We start from the raw sequence: 18,399 nt of genomic DNA, 5'->3' as shown, positions 1-18,399 counted from the left end.
GCGCACTCGCGAGCGGGTCTAGGGTGCGGGCATGGCTCTCGCAGACGACATCCTGGCCGGCATCGACTCCGGCACCCTGAACGACATCGCCCAGCAGGTGGGCGTCGAACCCGACAAGCTCCAGGGCATCATCCGGGACAGCCTCCCGGCACTGCTCGGCGGCATGGAGCAGAACGTCCAGAGCGGCGAGGGCGCGGCGTCGCTGGCGAACGCGCTCGGCCAGCATGCCGACGCCAACCCGCTCGGTGACATGGGCGCCCTGATCAACGGCGCCCTGGGCAGCGGGATCATCGAGAAGGTCCTCGGCGGTGCTGCACCGAACGTCTCGGAGGCGATCGGCAGCAAGGCCGGCGCCTCAGGCGTCGACGTCGAGAAGATCCTCAAGATCGTCGCACCCATCGTCATGGCGTACCTCGCCAAGCGACTGACGAGTGGCGGCAAGGCAGACCCCTCTGTCGTGCAGAAGGAAGTCCAGAACGCGAGCACCGAGGCCAAGGCCCAGTCGCCGGACCTCGGGTCGATCCTGGGCTCGATCCTCGGCAACCGCTAGGGACGACCTAGTCGCTTTCCTTGCAGACCAGGCCCGCCTTGGGCACGGTGCCCTCGGTGAAGAAGCTGTCGACCGCCTTGGTGATGCAGCCGTTGCCCGACGTGTAGGCGGTGTGGCCGTCGCCCTCACGGGTGATCAGCACGCCTGAAGACAGCTGCGACGCGAGCGACTTGGCCCACTCGTAAGGCGTCGCCGGGTCGCGGGTCGTGCCGAGCACCAGGATCGGCGGCGCACCCTTGGCCTCGATCTTGGGCAGCGGGTTGGTGACCTTGATGGGCCAGTCGGCGCAGCCGAGGGCACCCCAGCCGAGGGCCCGGCCGAACACCGGCGACAGCTTCTCGAACCGCGGGAGCGCGGCCTCGGTCTCCTCGACCGTCACGTGGTCGACGGCGTCGAGGCAGTTGACGGCATAGATCACCTGGCCGATGTTGCCGCTGTAGTGGCCGTCCTCCTTGCGGTCGAAGTAGATGTCGGAGAGCCGCAGCAGGACGCTGCCGTCACCCTTGAACGCCGCGTCGAGGCCCTGCGAGAGATAGGTCCAGGTGGTCTTGTCATAGAGCGTGACGGCGATGCCGTAGAACGCCTGACCCTCGGTCAGGTCGCGCCCGGAGAGTGCCTTCATCGGCGTCGCGTCGAGCTCCTTCATGAGGTCGGCGATCTTGGCGAGGCCGGCATCGGCGTCGTTGCCGAGCGGGCAGCTCGACTGCTTGACGCAGTCCTTGGCGTACGCGTCGAGGGCCCGCTGGAAGCCCGTGGTCTGGCCGAGGCTCGAGCCGATGGCATCCAGCGACGGGTCGACCGCACCGTCGAGCACCATGCGGCCGACGTTGGCCGGGAACAGCTGGGCATAGACCGCGCCGAGCTCCGTGCCGTATGACGCACCGAACCAGTCGAGCTTGGACCGGCCGAGCAGTGCCCGGACGACGTCCATGTCCTTGGCGACCTCGACGGTCGAGACGTGGGCCGCGAGCTCGCCGGAGTTCTTCTCGCACGCCTGGCCGAGGTCGGTGATGCTCTTGCGGAGGGCCGTGATCTCGTCGGCGTTGTCCGGGTCGGGGTCGGTCTCGGTGAAGGCATCGAAGCCCTTGTCGGACAGGCACGCGAGCGGCGAGCTCTCGGCGACACCGCGCGGATCGACGCCGACGATGTCGTACTTCTTGCGGACGTCGTCGCCGAACTCGCCGGCCATCGTCTTGGCGAAGTCGATCGCCGAACCGCCGGGGCCCCCGGGGTTGACCAGGATGCTGCCGGTCGCCTTGCCACCGTCGGCCGGGTGGACGATGGCGCGGAGCTTGGTCGTCGCGCCGTCGGGCTTGGCGTAGTCGATCGGCACCGTGATCCACGCGCACCGCGCGGAGTCGTCGCAGCTGGACCATTTGACCTTCTGGTCGTAGAACTGCTTGAGCCCGGACGGCGCCGACGTCGCAGCCGGTTTGGGCTCGGTCCACTTGTCCGACTTGTCGTCGGTCAGGAGGACCGCCGCCACGATGGCCACGCCCACGAGCATGGCGAAGGCGGCCACGACCGAGATCACGATCAGCGTTCTGTTGCGAGTCACCTGCGGAGTCCGATCATCATGCGTTCGAGGGCGAGCAGTGGTGCGGCGTTGGCGGTCAAGGCCGTACGACACTCGACGATGGCATCGATCGTGTGGATCGTCGATTCGGGCGTCCACACGCGCGCCATCTCGGCGATGTCGTCGGCCACGTCGGCGTTGACGAGATCGACGCCGGTCGCGCACTGGACGGCCAGGACGTCACGGCAGAACGACAGCAGGTCGAGCAGCACGCCGTCGATCGAGTCGCGGGCCATGCGCTTGCGGCGGCGGTCCTGGTCCTTCTGCAACGTCGAGAGCGCGCCGGCATATCCGGGTGGGCGGCGGCCGCGCTCCTCGACCCCCCACGTCGCGCGGATGTCCTCGAGCTCGCGCTCGTCGGCGGGATCGCAGAAGTCCTTGGCCCGGGCGGTGGCCTCCTCGTTGACCTGGTGCGCGGCACGGAGGCAGTCGCCGAGATCGTGCAGGGCCACCGGGATCGAGAGGATCGCCCGTCGACGCTCGCGTGCGCCCGGGTCCCGCGCCAGTCCGCGCGCCCGGCCGATGTGTCCCTGCGAGGCCGCGGCGACGGCATGTGCGAGCTCCGGCTCGACCCCGTCGCGCGCGACCAGCAACCCGGTGATGGCCTCGGTCGACGGGGTGCGCAGCAGCACGCTGCGGGCGCGGGAGCGGATCGTGACCGACACGTCGTCGACGGCCGGGGCACACAGCATCCACACGGTATGGCGCGAGGGCTCCTCGATCGCCTTGAGCAGGGCGTTGGCCGCCTCGTCGGTGAGCCGGTCGGCGTCCTCGATGATGAGGATCTGCCAACGGCCGAGCGCGGGCCGCAGCGCGGCCGAGCGGACGTACTGGCGGATGTCCTTGACGCCGATCGAGAGCCCGTCGGTGGAGATCAGCGTGATGTCGGGATGGCTGCCGGCGCGCGCGGTCGTGCACGAGTGGCACTCACCGCACCCGCCGAGCTCGCACTGCAGCGCGGCCGCGAAGGCGCGGGCCGCGTTGGAGCGGCCGGAGCCTGGCGGGCCCGTGAAGAGCCACGCGTGCGTCATCGAGCGACCGTCGCCGTCGGCCGACGCGACCGCGGACCGCAGCGTCTCGACGACCGGTTCCTGGCCGACCAGGTCCGCCCACACGGTCATGCTGTGGCCCCCATGAAAAGCCCACGATACGGGGCCCACGGCATGAGCCCTGCCACATGATTCGTTCGGCAAGCCTCACTCATGCCGACGCCTGCCCGAGCCAGGGCTCGACGGCCTGGCGGATCGTCGCATGGATCTCGTCGGGCGTGCCGCCGCCCCCGACTACGAGGTAGTGCTGCGGGTCGGCAGCGGCGAGGTCGAGGAAGTGCTGGCGTACGCGTTGGTGGAACTCCAGCGGCTCCGACTCGATGCGGTCGGCGCCCTCGAACCGGGCGTGGCCGATGGCCGGATCGATGTCGAGGACGATCGTGAGGTGCGGCCGCAGCGACGAGGTGGCCCAGCGGGCGATGTGCTCGACCTCTGTGGGGTCGAGCAGTCGGCCGGCACCCTGGTAGGCCAGCAGCGAGTCGACATAGCGGTCGGTCAGCACGATCGTGCCTTCGGCGAGCGCCGGCAGGACGATCTGGTCGACGTGCTCGGCCTTGTCGGCGGCGTAGAGCAGCACTTCGGTGCGCGGCGACAGCTCACCGGTGTCGTTGTCGAGGACGATGTGCCGCAGGATCTTGCCGACCTCGGTCGCCCCGGGCTCGCGGGTCAGCAGGACGCCGTGGCCGAGGCTCTCGAGCCACTCGACGAGCTTGACGGCCTGCGTCGACTTGCCGGCACCCTCCCCACCCTCCAGGGCGAGGAACACCCCGGTTTCGGTGAAGAGCGGATCCATGGGGCGAGCCTACTCAGTGGGCCCGACGTCCTCCGAGGGCGCGTACGCGTGACGGCCGAAGTAGTCGACGATGCGTCGCACGTTGCCCCGCGACCTGGTGAAGAGCACGTAGCGCTTGCGGGGGCCGGCCGAGCCGGTGGCGATCGCGGGGACCCGGAAGTCGTGATGCATGCCGCTCCTGCGCGCGATCACCTCGATGGCCTGCGGGCTGTAGTAGGAGGTGTGGCCACGCGAGTAGAGGTAGCGGTGGTTCTTGACGTTGCGACCGTCGTAGATGTTGGTGGAGCAGACCAGCAGGCCGTTCTTGGTCAGCAGCTTGAACAGCCGGGGGAACTCGGCGCGCGGATCGGTGAAGTGCTCGACGACCTCGCACGCGATGATCAGGTCGAAGCGCTGCGACGTGCCCTCGGTGATGTTGACGAAGTCGGCGTCGATGCCGAGGTCGACGACATCGCTCATGACGACCCGGTCGACCGCCGGCAGCTTGCCGATGTGCTGGTAGTCGAGGCTGCGGCCGGCACCGAACACCATGACCTTGAGCCCCGAGCGTTGCAGGATCTCGGCACCCATCTCGGCCATGTGGAACTCACGTCCCTGGTGCTCCGCGGTGCCCACGCGCGGCGACAGCCGGAAGCTCTCGACCGACTCGAACGCCGTGTAGTCGACGGTGTTGGTGAAGTTGGAGACGTACTGGCAGCGGCGGCAGACCCGGATCTCGTAGGACCGTTTCTTGCGCTCGACGACCTGGGTACGGGAGCGCTTGGAGCCGCAGACGAGGCACGGCGGCGTGCGTACGATACGCGCGACCGCGCTGGCTCCTTGCCGGGGATGGCGCACGAGCTGGGACACACGCTGCAGGGCAACCATCGGACCACCGTAGCGGTCCGGCTGTTCCAGCAGTGGGAGCTAGCCGGGAGGTTCGACGCGGGCGACGAGCTTCTGGGGGGCCAGCACGCAGAAGCTGTCGGTCAGCAGCTCGGCGAGCTCGTCCCAGTCGGTGTCGTCACGCAGCTCGAGCCCGACGACGTCGCGACCCCAGCGGGCGACGAACCAGGGCGCGCCGGCCTGGCGGAACGCCTCGAGCTCCTCGCCCGGCGCCCGGAACGTCACGACGGTGACCGGGCCCTCGTCGGCGATGAACCGCGCGTAGGCCTCCGGCCGGCCGTCATCGATCACGAGCGCATGCGCGAACGTCTTGTTGCGCACGCACCAGCGCAGGCCGGTCCACGCGGTCTCCTCGTACGTCTCGGGGAGCGCGAGGCAGATCGTGCGGAGGCGGTCGACGATGTCGAGCGACACATCGGGCATACGGCCAACCTAGGACTCGGCGCCGACACTCTCGTCGTCACCGGTGGTCAGGCGGATCTCCGTGACCAGCAGCGCGACGCCGATCAGGCCGGCCCAGAGCTCTGAGTAGGGCACGAACGTCACCGCCACCATGGCGACGATCGCGATCGCGAACGGGCCCGCCGTGCGCATCGACGAGTCGTGCAGCCGTACGTTGATCAGCCACAACGCGGCGAGGAATGCCGCGCCCGGACCGGTGACGAAGGCGCTGCTGACCAGGTCGGACGCCTCGGAGTGATGCGTGTAGTGGTCGATGCGGGCCGCAAGGCCGGCGCCGACCGCGGCCGCTGCACCGAAGATCACGTAGTGACCGAATCCCCATACGTACCCGATTGAGTTGTCCGTGAGGATGCCGGAGTTGTCGCGCGCGAAGTAGAGCCACCACGCGGTGAACGTGATCAGCACGCCGGCCGCCACCACGAACCACAGCTCGGCCGGCGGGCTCTCCTCGTCGAAGGCGTGTTGCAGGGCCACTGTCACCGACAGGATCGTCTCGCCCAGCACGATGATGAAGAAGAGGCTGTAGCGCTCTGCGACGTGGTGCGGGTGCCACGGCGTGGTCCCCGCCAGCTCGGCGATGAACGGCACGGCGAAGTCGCACGCCACCAGGACCACGAACAGCCAGATCGGGATGTGGCCGCCCGTCACCAGGAGCGCCACGACCCAGCCGATCTGCACCAGGATCAACCCGTACGCATAGCGCAGGGCCGTGGTGCGCCGCTCCGCGTGGCCTTCGGCCGCACGGAGCCACATCAGCACGAGGCCCACCCGCATGATGACGTAGCCGATGACGCCGAGGGTCAGGTCCTCCTTGAAGAAGTCCGGCACCCCCGCGGCCAGGACCAGCGACCCGAAGACCTGCAGCAGCGTCAGGACGCGATTGATCGTGTCGTCAGGGTCGTACGCCGAGTTGAACCAGACGAAGTTGAGCCAGGCCCAGAAGATCGCGAAGAACGAGACGCCGAACCACACGAGGCCGTGCCCCGCATGGCCTTCCGAGATCTCGTGGTGCAGCGACAGCGCTGCCTGCGCGATCGCGACGACGTAGCAAAGATCGGTGAACAGTTCGAGCGGCGACGCGACGCGGTGCGCCTCGTGCGGGTCCCGCGGTGACAACGGCCTGACGATGGGGCGCAACATGGCCACGATTGTGGCAGGTCAGGCCTTCTTGGCGGCAGACTTCTTGGCCGGCGCCTTCTTGGTCGTCTTCTTGGCGGTCTTCTTCGCCGTCTTCTTGGCGGTCTTCTTGCCGCCCTTCTTGGCCGGGCCCTTGGCGCGGCGCTCGGCGAGCAGCTCGAACGCGCGCTCGGGCGTCAGCGTCTCGAGCGAGTCGTCCTTGCGCAGCGTGGCGTTGTACTCACCGTCGGTCACGTACATGCCGAAGCGACCGTCCTTGGCCACGACCGGCGAGCCGCTGACGGGGTCGTTGCCGAGCTCCTTGAGCGGCGCGGCGGCGGCGCGGCGACCGTACGTCTTGGGCTGCGCGTAGATCGCCCGCACCTCGTCCTCGGTGATCGTGAGGAGCTGGTCCTCGCGCTCGAGCGACCGGGAGTCGGTGCCCTTCTTGAGGTAGGGGCCGTAGCGGCCGTTCTGCGCCGTGACCTCGGTGCCGTCCTCCTCGACGTAGACGACCCGGGGCAGCTTGAGCAGCTCGACGGCCTGCTCGAGCGTGATGGTGTCGAGGTCCATGCTCGCGAACAGGCTCGCCGTCCGGGGCTTGTCGGCCTTCTTGGCGTCCTCGGGCAGCGCCTCGGTGACGTACGGCCCGAATCGACCGCTCTTGGCCGTGATCGCGAGGCCGGTCTCGGGGTGCTTGCCGAGCTCCTTCTCCACGCCGGACGGGCTGGCCAGCAGCTCCTTGGCGCGGTCGAGCGTGAGCTCGTCGGGCGGCAGGTCGTCGGGGACGTTGGCGCGGGTCGGCACCTTCTTGCCCTCGGCGTCCTCGGTGAACGGCGGACCTTCGACGTACGGGCCGTAGCGGCCGACGCGCAGGTCGATCTCCTCGCCGAGCGGGAACGTCGCAAGCCCGCGGGCGTCGATGTCGGGCAGGTTCTCGACGAGGCGCTTGAGCCCCGTGTCGCCCTCGCCGGTGCCGGTCCAGAAGCCGGTGAGGACGTTGAGCCGCTCCTCGCGCCCCTGGGCGACCTCGTCGAGGACGTCCTCGAGCTCGGCGGTGAAGTTGTAGTCGATGAGCCGCGGGAAGTGCTGCTCCATCAGCCGGATGACCGAGAACGCGATCCACGCGGGAACGAGGGCGGTGCCCTTCTTGTAGACGTAGCCGCGGTTCTGGATCGTGCCGACGATCGACGCGTACGTCGAGGGGCGGCCGATCTCGCGCGTCTCGAGCTCGCTGATGAGCGAGGCCTCGGTGTAGCGCGACGGCGGCTTGGTCTCGTGGCCGGCCTTGCCGAGCTCGGCGGCCGTGACGGTCTGGCCCTCCGAGAGGTTGGGCAGCTTGGTCTGCTGGTCGTCGCCCTCGGCATCTGAGTCGTCGTGCGACTCGACGTACGCCTTGAGGAAGCCGTAGAACGTGATCGTGCGGCCCGAGCTGCCGAACACGACGTCCTCGCCGCTCGCCGCGGTCGTGCCGATGCGGATCGACACCGAGTCACCCTTGGCGTCGCGCATCTGGGAGGCGATCGTGCGCTTCCAGATCAGCTCGTAGAGGCGTCTCTCGTCGCCGGAGAGCCCGGTCTGGTCGGGGGTCTTGAACTTCTCGCCTGCGGGGCGGATCGCCTCGTGGGCCTCCTGCGCGTTCTTGACCTTGCTGGCGTAGACGCGCGGCGACTCCGGCAGGTAGGCCGGGCCGTAGAGCTCGGTGACCTGGGCGCGGGCGGCGTTGAGCGCGGTCTGCGACAGCGTCGTCGAGTCCGTACGCATATAGGTGATGTGGCCGCCCTCGTAGAGCCGCTGGGCGACCTGCATCGTGCGGGCGGCGCCGAAGCCGAACTTGCGGGACGCCTCCTGCTGCATCGTCGTGGTGCGGAACGGCGCGTAGGGGCGGCGCGTGTAGGGCTTGGACTCGACCGAGCGCACCGTGAACGGGCGGTCGGCGAGGGCTTCAGCCAGCGCAGCCGCCTGCTGCTCGTCGAGGTGGACGACCTTGTCGGACGTCAGCTGGCCGGTGTTGTCGAAGTTGTTGCCCGATGCGATGCGCTTGCCGTCGACGCTGAACAGCTTGGCCGGGAACTGGCGAGGGTCGTAGCCCTCGCCGGCGTCGAACGTGGCCTCGAGGTCCCAGTAGGAAGCGATGCGGAACGCCATGCGCTCGCGCTCACGCTCGACCACGAGACGGGTTGCGACGGACTGCACGCGGCCGGCCGACAGGCCGCTCATGACCTTCTTCCACAGCACGGGGCTGACCTCGTAGCCGTAGAGGCGGTCGAGGATGCGCCGCGCCTCCTGCGCGTCGACGAGGTCCATGTCGATGTCACGGGGATGCGCGATGGCGTACTGGATCGCGTCCTTCGTGATCTCGTTGAACACGATGCGCTTGACCGGGACCTTGGGCTTGAGCTCGTCGAAGAGGTGCCACGCGATGGCCTCGCCCTCGCGGTCCTCATCTGTCGCCAGGACGAGCTCGTCGGCGTCCTTGAGGAGCTTCTTGAGCTTGGTCATCTGCGACTTCTTGTCGGCCGACACGACGTAGATCGGCTCGAACTCGCTGTCGATGTTGACGCCCAGGCGGGCCCACGTCTCGCCCTTGAACGCGGCCGGCACCTCGTCGGCGCCACGCGGGAGATCGCGGATGTGGCCGACGGACGAGTCCACGACATAGCCGTCCCCGAGGTAGCCCGCGATGCTGCGGACCTTGTTGGGGGACTCGACGATGACGAGGCTGGTCACTGGTGAACTCCTGATTGGTCAGACGCAGCACACCGTAGCGTGTGTCGTCAAGACTTCGTGCATCCGCATCTGTGAGCGGCCGCGGCGCGTCGATCCGTGACAGACATTCCTGGGCTGTCCGAGTCTGGTGGAAGAATGCCTTGTGGCCTTCTCCGGATATGCGCAGCTGTGGGCGGACAAGTCCGTCCGCACGCTGTTCATCGCGGCGTTCTTCGCCCGAATCCCGGCGATGGCGGCACCGCTGGTGCTGACACTGTTCGTCGTCGACGAGCTCGACGGTTCGTACGCCCGGGCCGGAGTGATCGCCGCCGCCACGACACTCGGCGCAGCGATCGGGTCCCCATGGCGCGGCCGCCTGATCGACCGGCTCGGCATGCGGCGCGCGGTCCTGCCCTCGATCATCGCCGTCGGCGTCCTCTATCCCCTGGCGACGATGTCGACGTACGCCTGGCTGATCCCGGTCTCGCTGCTGATGGGCCTGTTCCTCATCCCGATCTTCTCGATCGTGCGCCTGTCGCTCAGCGTCATGGTCGAGGAGCACCAGCGGCGCACGGCGTTCTCGGCCGACTCGGTCATCTCCGAGGCGAGCTTCATCATCGGTCCCGCCGCAGGCGTGCTGATCGTCACCCAGGCCGGCGCCGACATCGCGCTCTACGCGATCGGCGCGTGCGAAGTGCTCGCCGGGCTGATCTTCCTCTACCTCAACCCGCCGACCCGGTCGAAGGCGCAGGAGGGCGAGACCTCCGCCAAGGGGACCGAGAAGGCGTCGATCCTGTCCGTCCCTGTCGTGTTCCTCTTCCTCATCTCCGCCGGCACGATGGCGACGCTGATGGGCACCGACCTCGGCATCGTCGCCGAGCTGCGCGAGCTCGACCAACGCAACGCGATCGCGTTCACGTACGGCTTGTGGGGCCTGTCCTCGCTTCTCGGCGGACTGATCTACGGAGCGCTCAACCGGTCGCTCCGGCCCACGTACCTCCTGCTCGCCCTCGGCCTGACGACGATCCCGGTCGGGCTCGGCAGCCAGGTGTGGTCGCTGTCGCTGTGGGTCATCCCGACCGGGTTCCTGTGCGCGCCGACCATGACCGCCGCGGCCGAGTGGATCGCCAAGCTCGTGCCCGAGGAGCGGCGCGGCGAGGCGATGGGCTGGCAGGGCACGGCGTTCACGATCGGCGGTGCGGCGAGCTCTCCCGTCGTCGGCGCGGCGATCGATGATGTCGGTGCGTGGGGTGGCTTCGTCACCGGGGGCGTGATCGCCACCGTCATCGCGCTCGTGTGCTGGGGCGGACAGCTCATCCCGGCCTTCCGGCCTGAGCACTACGTGTCGGTCGACGACCCGAACACCGTCACCACGTAGCGCACGTCCGCCGCCGAGGCGTTGCGGTAGACCACCGGCGCGGGATCACCCATCCGCAGCCGGTCTCCGGCCGCGAGCTCGTGGCTCTCGTCCCCCACGACGAACGTCAGCACGCCTTCGACGACCCACACGACGTGCATCCCGAAGTCGTACGACTCTGCGGGGACGGCGACCTCCTTGCCGGGCGGCATGACGACCTCGGTGATGTCGCCGGCCGGTGCCGTGAGGATCTGGCGTCGCTCGTAGCCGGTGTCCGGGTCGATCCACAGCTCCTGGTCGGCCCGCGACAGGACACGGGTGCCGCGCGGCTCGCCCCGCGCGATCAAGGTCGAGACCGTGAGCCCGAACGCGCCGGACAGCTTGCCCAGCAGAGTCGCCGTCGGACTGCTCTCGCCGCGCTCGACCTTGTGGATCATGGCTCGCGACACCCCGGAGCGCTCGGCGAGCTCGCTCAGCGACCAGCCCCGGCGCTCGCGTTCCAGCCCGACCCGCTTGCCGATCCGCACACTGATGTCGTCTACTATGTTGGACACATCGCCACTATAGGGGAGCCTTGATGCAGATACGCGACGCCGTGCACGCCGACCTGCCGGCGATCCTCGAGATCCACAACGACGCGATCCGCACCACGACCGCGATCTGGGACGAGCACGAGGTCGAGCTCGACGAGCGGCGTGCGTGGTTCGACGCGCGGCGTGCCGCCGGTCTCCCCGTGCTGGTCGCGGAGGTCGACGGCGGCGTCATCGGCTTCGCGTCGTACGGCCCGTGGCGGCCCAAGACCGGCTATCGGTTCACGGTCGAGAACTCGGTCTACGTCCATCCCGAGCATCGAGGTCAGGGCGCGGCGAACGCCCTGATGCCGGTGCTGATCGACCGGGCCCGGGCCGGGGAGGTGCACTCGATCGTCGCCGGCATCGAGGCCGCCAACGCGGGCTCGATCGCGCTGCACGAGAAGCTCGGCTTCCGGCGGGTCGCGTTGCTCCCTGAGGTCGGCTTCAAGTTCGGTCGCTGGCTCGACCTCGCCTACCTCCAGCTGACGCTCTGACCGGATCTACGTCAGGAAGCCGTCGGCGGCCAGCTCGCGCACCGAGCTCGCATACGTACGCCGGAGGTCGGCGGCGTCACGGTGCAGCAGCGACGCGAGGGCGTCGAGGATCTGCCCCGCCGTCAGGTCACCCTCGCTCGCGCTGACCAGCCCGGCCTCGATCGTGTCGACCTGGCGCGCCCGGCGTACACCCTGCTGGAGGCGCAGCACGATCGCCTCCGGGTGCTCGGCGCCGACCGGACCGCGGGTCTCCTCGACCAGGTCGGGCGCCTGCCGGAACGCGTGACCGAGCAGGGCCTCGTCGTCGAGCCCGCGCAGCAGGTCGGTGCGCCGGCCCCAGGCCGCGACGGCCGGGCCCACCGGCGGTGCCACCTCACCGGCCCACTCCTCGAAGCGGTGCGCCGGCGCGGCGGAGGTCTTGCGCATGCTCAGCCAGCCGAAGCCGACCGCCTCGATGCCGACCTCGGCGAACCAGTCCAGCCACCCGTCGTAGCGCTGCACGTAGTCCGCACTGCCCGCGAGACCAGCGTCGGCGAGCCACATCTCGACGTACTCCGCCGGGTCGACGAGCTCGCGCTGCACGACCCACGCGTCGAGCGGCTGACCGGCGAACCACTCCTCGAGCCCCTCCTGCCATGGCGTGCCGGCCCGGTGCGCCCAGTTGGCGAGGATCTGGCACCAGCCCCCGTCGTTGAGGTGCGCTGCCGCGTTCTCGACGAGGTGCCTCACGACGCTGTCGCCCGGCATGCCCGAGTCGCGATAGACCAGCACCTCGCTACCGGGCGGCGAGATGACGAACGGCGGATTGGTGGCGATGAGGTCGAACGTCTCCCCCGCGACCGGGCCGAACAGACTGCCGTCGCGTACGTCGAAGTCGACGCCGTTGAGCTCGGCCGTCAGGCGAGCCATCGCGAGCGCCCGCGGGTTGACGTCGGTGGCGACGACCTCGCGGGAGTGCTGGGCGAGGTGGAGCGCCTGCACGCCGCAGCCCGTGCCGAGGTCGAGCGCCCGGCCGACCGGCTCGCGGATCGTCAGCTGCGCCAGCGACGACGACGCCTCGCTGATCCCGAGGACGTACTCGGCGTTCATGGGCGACTGCCGGACGTCGAGCCCGGGCGTGGGATCGCACACGATCCACCAGTCGTGGTCCTCGTCGCCGTACGGCCGGACGTCCACCAGCGCGCGGACCTCGCCTCCCGAGGCGTCGAGCATCCCGGCGGCGACAAGCGGCTCGACCAATCCGGGCAGGGCGGCGTCGGCGCGATCGCGGTCGACCGGCACCTGCAAGGCGAACAGCCGTACGAGCGTCGCGAGCGCGCCCCCACCGCTGGTCGCCCGCCGGGCCGGGATCGTCTGGTTGCGACCAAGAGCCCGGTGCGCCTCCTCGCCGAGCAGCCCGAACACCGCGTCGACCGTGAAGTCCGCTCTGGTCAACGCGGTGCGGAGGTCCTGGACGTACGCCGACTCGATCATCCGCCCAGCCTGTCAGACTCGCCCACAACCGCGAGTGGCGCAGTGTGGCTCGATCTGACGCTCCAGATCTGACCACACTGCGCCACTCGCAGGGGTTGTGCGACTACGCGGCCGGAACGTTCTCCGGCTCGGGCTCGTCGACGATGCCGGCCTCGAGCGCGATCGGGCGACGCTTCGAGACGTAGACGGCCACCGCGATGATCAGCGCAGCCGCGCCGGCGATCGAGTAGCGGACCCACTCGTTCTCGTCGCTGCCATAGCTGAACTTGATGACCAGCGGCACGACCAGCAGGGCCACGAGGTTCATGACCTTGAGCAGCGGGTTGATCGCCGGTCCGGCGGTGTCCTTGAACGGGTCGCCGACGGTGTCGCCGATGATCGTCGCCTCGTGGGCGGGCGATCCCTTGCCACCGTGGTTGCCGTCCTCGACGAGCTTCTTGGCGTTGTCCCACGCACCACCGGAGTTGGCGAGGAACACGGCCATCAGCGTGCCGGTCGCGATCGCGCCGGCGAGGTACGCGCCGAGCGGTCCGACGCCGAGGCCGAAGCCGACGGCGATCGGGGCGAAGATCGCGAGGATGCCCGGCGTCGCCAGCTCGCGCAGCGAGTCGCGCGTGCAGATGTCGACGACCTTGCCGTACTCGGGACGACCGGTGCCCTCCATGATGCCCGGGATCTCCTTGAACTGGCGGCGCACTTCGTAGACCACGGCGCCGGCCGCCCGGCCGACGGCGTTGATCGCCAGGCCGGAGAACAGGAACACCACGGCGGAGCCGATGAGCAGGCCCACGAGGTTGGCCGGGTTCGCGACGTTCAGCACACCGGTGAGTGCCTGCTGATCGCTGAGCGAGAGGCCCTCGGCGAACTTGGCCTTGGCGGCGTCGTTGCCGAAGCCGTTGAAGATCACGACGAGCTGATCCTTGATGTTGTCGGTGAAGGCACCGAACAGTGCGGTCGCGGCCAGGACCGCCGTGGCGATCGCGATGCCCTTGGTGATGGCCTTCGTGGTGTTGCCGACGGCGTCGAGCTCCGTGAGGATCTTGGCGCCTTCCTCGTCGACGTCACCCGACATCTCGGCGATGCCCTGCGCGTTGTCGCTGACCGGGCCGAACGTGTCCATGGCGACGATGACGCCGACGGTCGTGAGCAGACCACAACCGGCGAGCGCGACCGCGAACAGCGACACGATGATCGAGCCGCTGCCGAGCAGGAACGCACCGAAGACGGCAGCACCGATGACGAGGGCGGTGTAGACCGCCGACTCGAAGCCGACCGACAGGCCGGACAGGATGACGGTGGCGGCGCCGGTCAGCGACGTCTTGCCGACATCCTTGACCGGACGCGTCTCGGTGCCGGTGAAGTAGCCCGTGAGCGCGAGGATCAACGCGGCGAGCACGATACCGATGAGGACCGCGACCCACGCGATGGTGCGGGGACCCCAGCCGTCATAACCGTCGAGCGGGTTGCCGAACAGCTGGGCCGCAAGGCCGGTGGTCTTGGGGATGTGCAGCTCGCCGAACGTCTTCGGCAGGTAGATGTACGCCACCGCGACGGAGGCGATGGCCGAGATGACCGCGGAGATGTAGAACGAGCGGTTGATCGCCGCGAGGCCGTTCTCGCCGACGCGGGCGCGGGTGATGTAGACGCCGAGGATCGCGGTCACGGCACCGATGGCCGGGATGATCAGCGGGAAGACGAGGCCTTCCTGGCCGAATGCCACTGAGCCCAGGATCAGGGCCGCGACGAGCGTGACGGCGTACGACTCGAAGAGGTCAGCCGCCATGCCGGCGCAGTCACCGACGTTGTCACCGACGTTGTCGGCGATCGTCGCGGCGTTGCGCGGGTCGTCCTCGGGGATGTTCTGCTCGACCTTGCCGACGAGGTCGGCGCCGACGTCAGCGGCCTTGGTGAAGATGCCGCCACCGACTCGCATGAACATGGCGAGGAGTGCGGCGCCGAAGCCGAAGCCCTCGAGCACGTCCGGGGCATCGCCCTGGTAGATCAGCACGACGCTCGACGCGCCGACGAGGCCGAGGCCGACCGTCAGCATGCCGACGGTGCCACCGGTGCGGAACGCGATGCGCATGGCCTTCTCGCGACCCTCGTTCTGGGCGGCTGCGGCGACGCGGATGTTGGCGCGCGTCGCGAGCCACATGCCGAGGTAGCCGATCAGCGCGGAGAAGCCGGCGCCGATCAGGAAGAAGACCGACCGGCCGATGCGGATGTTCGCATCGCCGGGCAGCAGGAAGAGCAGGCCGAACGCGAGCACGGCGAAGACCGCGAGGGTCTTGAACATGCGGCCGAGGTACGCCGAGGCGCCCTCCTGGACCGCGAGCCCGATCTCCTGCATCTTCTCGGTGCCTTCAGAGGCCTTGAGTACTTCGGCGCGGAATACCGCCGCCATGATCAGCGCAACGACGCCGATAGCCGCAACGACAGACACGATGATCGTGTTGTCGTTGGAGAGATCGAGGTCACTGGCTGCCGCAACGAGTGTCGCGTTCGCCATGAAATTCCTCCAGATGTAAGCCAGGACGTAAAACAGGTCTGGTGAGACCAGACCGCGTGACGCAGGTTACATGGACGTCCTGTGAACCGGTGCGACCGGGATCACAGTGCGTGCTTGGTCTGTGCTTCCTCGATCGTCCCGTGCAGACCGAAGACCTTGTCGAGGCCCGTGATCTCGAAGATCTTGAGGATGCGCTCCTGGGTGCACACGATGTCGAGCGATCCACCGTCAGCGCGTACGCGCTTGAGTGCGCCGACGAGGACCCCGAGGCCCGTGGAGTCGAGGAAATCGACCCTCTGGACGTCGATGATGAGCTGCGTGTGGCCGGCATCGACCGCGGCGACGATCGCCTCGCGGAGCTTGGGAGCGGTGTAGACGTCGATCTCGCCGCCGACCTCGATGATCTCGAAATCACCCTCAGCGCGCGACGTCAGTGACAGCTCCATCTCCACCCCTCTCTTCGACCTGCATTCAATCACGATCCTTGGGCCAGCGCCGGTCGGTGAGACAGTGCGGACGGTCTGGGAGAATCACGAGGTGGACCCCGCCGATCTCGTGCTGCGCTACGGCGAGCGGGTGACCCACGTCGAGCGGGTCCCAGAACGCGAGGCGGTCGTCGAGCCGTGGCCCACGTGGGTCGATCCGGCCGTACGCGCGATGTACGAGGCCGAGGGGATCTCTGCCCTTTGGGGGCACCAGGCCGAGGCTCTGCACCACGTCCACGAGGGCCGTCACGTCGTGATCGCCACCGGCACGGCGTCCGGCAAGTCGCTGGCCTTCCAGGCGCCGGCACTGACGGGGCTCGCCGAGGGCCGCAGTGGCAGCGCGCTGCGCGGCAACCGGCTGCCGACCGTCCTCTACCTCGCGCCGACCAAGGCGCTCGCGGCCGACCAGCTGCGCCGCCTGTCCGGCGCCAAGGAGTTCGCCCGGCCGGCCACGGTCGACGGCGACAACTCTCGCGAGGAGCGCGTCTGGGCGCGCGACCATGCCAACTACCTGCTGACCAACCCCGACACGCTGCACCACTCGATCCTGCCGGCGCACGCCCGGTGGGCGCGGGTGCTCGGTGGCCTGAGCCACGTCGTGGTCGACGAGTGCCATCACTATCGCGGTGTGTTCGGCGCGCATGTCGCCCATGTCCTGCGACGCCTGCGACGCGTCTGTGCCTACTACGGGGCCGAGCCGACATTCGTGCTGTCGTCCGCGACTGTCGCGGAGCCCGAGGTGTTCGCCGGCCGGCTCACGGGGCTCGACGTCGTACCGGTGACCGATGACGCCTCGCCGCACGCCGCCCGCACGATCGCGCTGTGGGAGCCGCCGCTCCTGCCGGGTCGTGACCCGGTCAGCGGTGACGCGACCGAAGGCGTCGTACGCCGTGCGGCCACGACCGAGGCCGGCGAGCTGCTCACGGATCTCGTGATCGGCAAGGTCCGCACGCTGGCTTTCGTACGCTCCCGCCGTGGCGCCGAGTCCGTCGCCGCGACCGCTCAGCGCCGGCTCGGCGAGGTCGACCCCGAGCTCGTGGCGAGGGTCGCGACCTATCGCGGGGGCTACCTGCCCGAGGAGCGCCGCGAGCTCGAGCAGCGTCTGCGCAGCGGCGATCTGCTCGGCCTGGCCAGCACCAACGCGCTGGAGCTCGGCATCGACATCGCCGGCCTCGACGCCGTGATCAGCGTCGGCTTCCCCGGCACCCGGGCGGCGCTGCAGCAGCAGTTCGGTCGCGCCGGCCGTTCGGGACGCGACTCGATCGGCATCCTCGTGGCCCGCGACGATCCGCTCGACACCTTCCTGGTGCACCACCCTGAGGCGCTGCTCGGCGCACCTGTCGAGGCGTCGGTCTTCGACCCCGACAACCCGTACGTCCTCGGCCCGCACCTGGCAGCGGCCGCGCAGGAGCTTCCCCTGACCGAGGACGACTTCGAGATGTTCGGCCCCCGTACGGCCGAGGGCGTGCAGGCGCTCGAGGCTGCCGGCTGGCTGCGCAAGCGATCGGCCGGCTGGTTCTGGACAAAACGCGAGCGGGCCAGCGATCTCGCCGACATCCGGTCGAGCGGCGGCGCGCCCGTGCAGATCGTCGACGCCGTGACCGGCCGCCTGATCGGCACGGTCGATGCGGGCTCTGCTGACTCGGCGGTTCACGAGGGCGCGGTCTACGTCCACCAGGGCGACGTCCACATCGTCGACGACTACGACGTCGAGCACGGCGCCGCGGTCGTCCATCGTGACGATCCCGACTACTCGACGATGGCCCGGTCGGTCACCGAGATCTCCGTGACTGAGACCGAACGCACGACCCAGTGGGGCAAGGCCGCGATGTCGTTCGGCTCGGTCGACGTAGTCAACCAGGTCGTGTCCTACATGAAGCGCAGCACGACCGGTGGCGGCATCCTCGGCGAGGAGCTGCTCGACCTGCCGGCCCGCACCCTGCAGACCAAGGCCGTGTGGTGGACGCTTGAGCCCGACGCCGTCGCTGCGGCGTTCGAGACCGGCGACGTACCGGGTGCGGCCCATGCCGCAGAGCATGCGGCGATCGGCCTGTTGCCGTTGCTCGCGACGTGCGACCGCTGGGACATCGGGGGCGTCTCCACCGCCCTGCACGCCGACACCGGGACCATGACGGTGTTCGTCTATGACGGCTATCCCGGCGGCGCCGGGTTCGCGGAGCGCGGCTACGAGCTCGCGGCTCGCTGGCTGCGGGTCACCCGTGACGCGATTGTGGCCTGCGAGTGCGCCACCGGCTGTCCCTCGTGCGTCTACTCCCCCAAGTGCGGCAACGGCAACGAGCCGCTCGACAAGGCCGGCGCCGTGCGCCTGCTGGAGACCCTGCTGACCAACGCGCCACTCGGGTAAGTTC

Annotated in this window: 15 protein-coding genes; 4 read left to right on the top strand and 11 right to left on the bottom strand. The window is 69.2% G+C overall.

Translation table 11 applies throughout. From position 1 onward, the window contains the following. Positions 1-31 precede the first annotated feature (31 nt). Positions 32-550, top strand: a complete 519-nt coding sequence (locus tag BOSE46_RS06615; RefSeq protein WP_159539494.1) for a DUF937 domain-containing protein — start codon at positions 32-34, stop codon at positions 548-550. Positions 551-557: 7 nt separating this feature from the next. On the opposite strand, the gene BOSE46_RS06610 is transcribed toward BOSE46_RS06615, so the two are convergent. From BOSE46_RS06610 to topA, 7 genes are all read right to left on the bottom strand, one after another. Further along, positions 558-2,108: an alpha/beta hydrolase gene (locus BOSE46_RS06610; protein ID WP_159539493.1), complete on the bottom strand. Its 1,551-nt coding sequence runs from the start codon at positions 2,106-2,108 to the stop codon at positions 558-560. After that, a complete protein-coding gene (locus BOSE46_RS06605) occupies positions 2,105-3,247 on the bottom strand; it encodes a DNA polymerase III subunit delta' (protein ID WP_159539492.1) in 1,143 nt (380 codons plus the stop codon). Before BOSE46_RS06605 ends, BOSE46_RS06610 begins: the two co-directional genes overlap by 4 nt. 79 nt (positions 3,248-3,326) lie before the next feature. Further along, a complete protein-coding gene (gene tmk / locus BOSE46_RS06600; RefSeq protein WP_159539491.1) occupies positions 3,327-3,968 on the bottom strand; it encodes a dTMP kinase in 642 nt (213 codons plus the stop codon). 9 nt (positions 3,969-3,977) lie between these two features. After that, positions 3,978-4,835: a methyltransferase domain-containing protein gene (locus tag BOSE46_RS06595; protein ID WP_159539490.1), complete on the bottom strand. Its 858-nt coding sequence runs from the start codon at positions 4,833-4,835 to the stop codon at positions 3,978-3,980. A 39-nt stretch (positions 4,836-4,874) separates the two neighbouring features. Next, a complete protein-coding gene (locus BOSE46_RS06590; RefSeq protein ID WP_159539489.1) occupies positions 4,875-5,276 on the bottom strand; it encodes an MmcQ/YjbR family DNA-binding protein in 402 nt (133 codons plus the stop codon). Between the two features lie 9 nt (positions 5,277-5,285). Beyond that, the gene (locus tag BOSE46_RS06585) at positions 5,286-6,455 is read right to left on the bottom strand and encodes a low temperature requirement protein A (RefSeq protein WP_159539488.1); all 1,170 of its coding nucleotides are present in this window, start codon (positions 6,453-6,455) and stop codon (positions 5,286-5,288) included. 18 nt (positions 6,456-6,473) lie between these two features. Continuing rightward, complete coding sequence (gene topA, locus BOSE46_RS06580) at positions 6,474-9,161, bottom strand: type I DNA topoisomerase (protein ID WP_159539487.1); 2,688 nt, start codon at positions 9,159-9,161, stop codon at positions 6,474-6,476. A 142-nt stretch (positions 9,162-9,303) separates the two neighbouring features. Here topA and BOSE46_RS06575 point away from each other — a divergent pair, with 142 nt between their 5' ends. After that, entirely contained in the window at positions 9,304-10,518 is a 1,215-nt protein-coding gene (locus BOSE46_RS06575; protein WP_159539486.1) for an MFS transporter, read from the top strand. Here the strand turns inward: BOSE46_RS06575 and BOSE46_RS06570 are convergent. Beyond that, the gene (locus BOSE46_RS06570; protein ID WP_159539485.1) at positions 10,479-11,051 is read right to left on the bottom strand and encodes a helix-turn-helix domain-containing protein; all 573 of its coding nucleotides are present in this window, start codon (positions 11,049-11,051) and stop codon (positions 10,479-10,481) included. The genes BOSE46_RS06575 and BOSE46_RS06570 overlap by 40 nt on opposite strands. Before the next feature lie 23 nt (positions 11,052-11,074). Here BOSE46_RS06570 and BOSE46_RS06565 point away from each other — a divergent pair, with 23 nt between their 5' ends. Next, entirely contained in the window at positions 11,075-11,563 is a 489-nt protein-coding gene (locus BOSE46_RS06565; protein ID WP_159539484.1) for a GNAT family N-acetyltransferase, read from the top strand. A 6-nt stretch (positions 11,564-11,569) separates the two neighbouring features. Here the strand turns inward: BOSE46_RS06565 and BOSE46_RS06560 are convergent, their stop codons facing one another. From BOSE46_RS06560 to BOSE46_RS06550, 3 genes are all read right to left on the bottom strand, one after another. Further along, entirely contained in the window at positions 11,570-13,036 is a 1,467-nt protein-coding gene (locus BOSE46_RS06560; protein WP_159539483.1) for a class I SAM-dependent methyltransferase, read from the bottom strand. A gap of 103 nt (positions 13,037-13,139) precedes the next feature. Then, positions 13,140-15,545, bottom strand: a complete 2,406-nt coding sequence (locus BOSE46_RS06555; protein WP_159539482.1) for a sodium-translocating pyrophosphatase — start codon at positions 15,543-15,545, stop codon at positions 13,140-13,142. A 101-nt stretch (positions 15,546-15,646) separates the two neighbouring features. Then, complete coding sequence (locus BOSE46_RS06550) at positions 15,647-15,991, bottom strand: STAS domain-containing protein (protein WP_159539481.1); 345 nt, start codon at positions 15,989-15,991, stop codon at positions 15,647-15,649. Between the two features lie 91 nt (positions 15,992-16,082). Here BOSE46_RS06550 and BOSE46_RS06545 point away from each other — a divergent pair, with 91 nt between their 5' ends. Further along, the gene (locus tag BOSE46_RS06545; RefSeq protein WP_236551643.1) at positions 16,083-18,395 is read left to right on the top strand and encodes a DEAD/DEAH box helicase; all 2,313 of its coding nucleotides are present in this window, start codon (positions 16,083-16,085) and stop codon (positions 18,393-18,395) included. The last annotated feature ends 4 nt before the right edge of the window (positions 18,396-18,399 follow it).

Source organism: Aeromicrobium sp. 9AM (assembly GCF_902506105.1).
GTDB lineage: Bacteria > Actinomycetota > Actinomycetes > Propionibacteriales > Nocardioidaceae > Aeromicrobium.
This window is presented reverse-complemented; position numbering and strand designations above follow the sequence as displayed.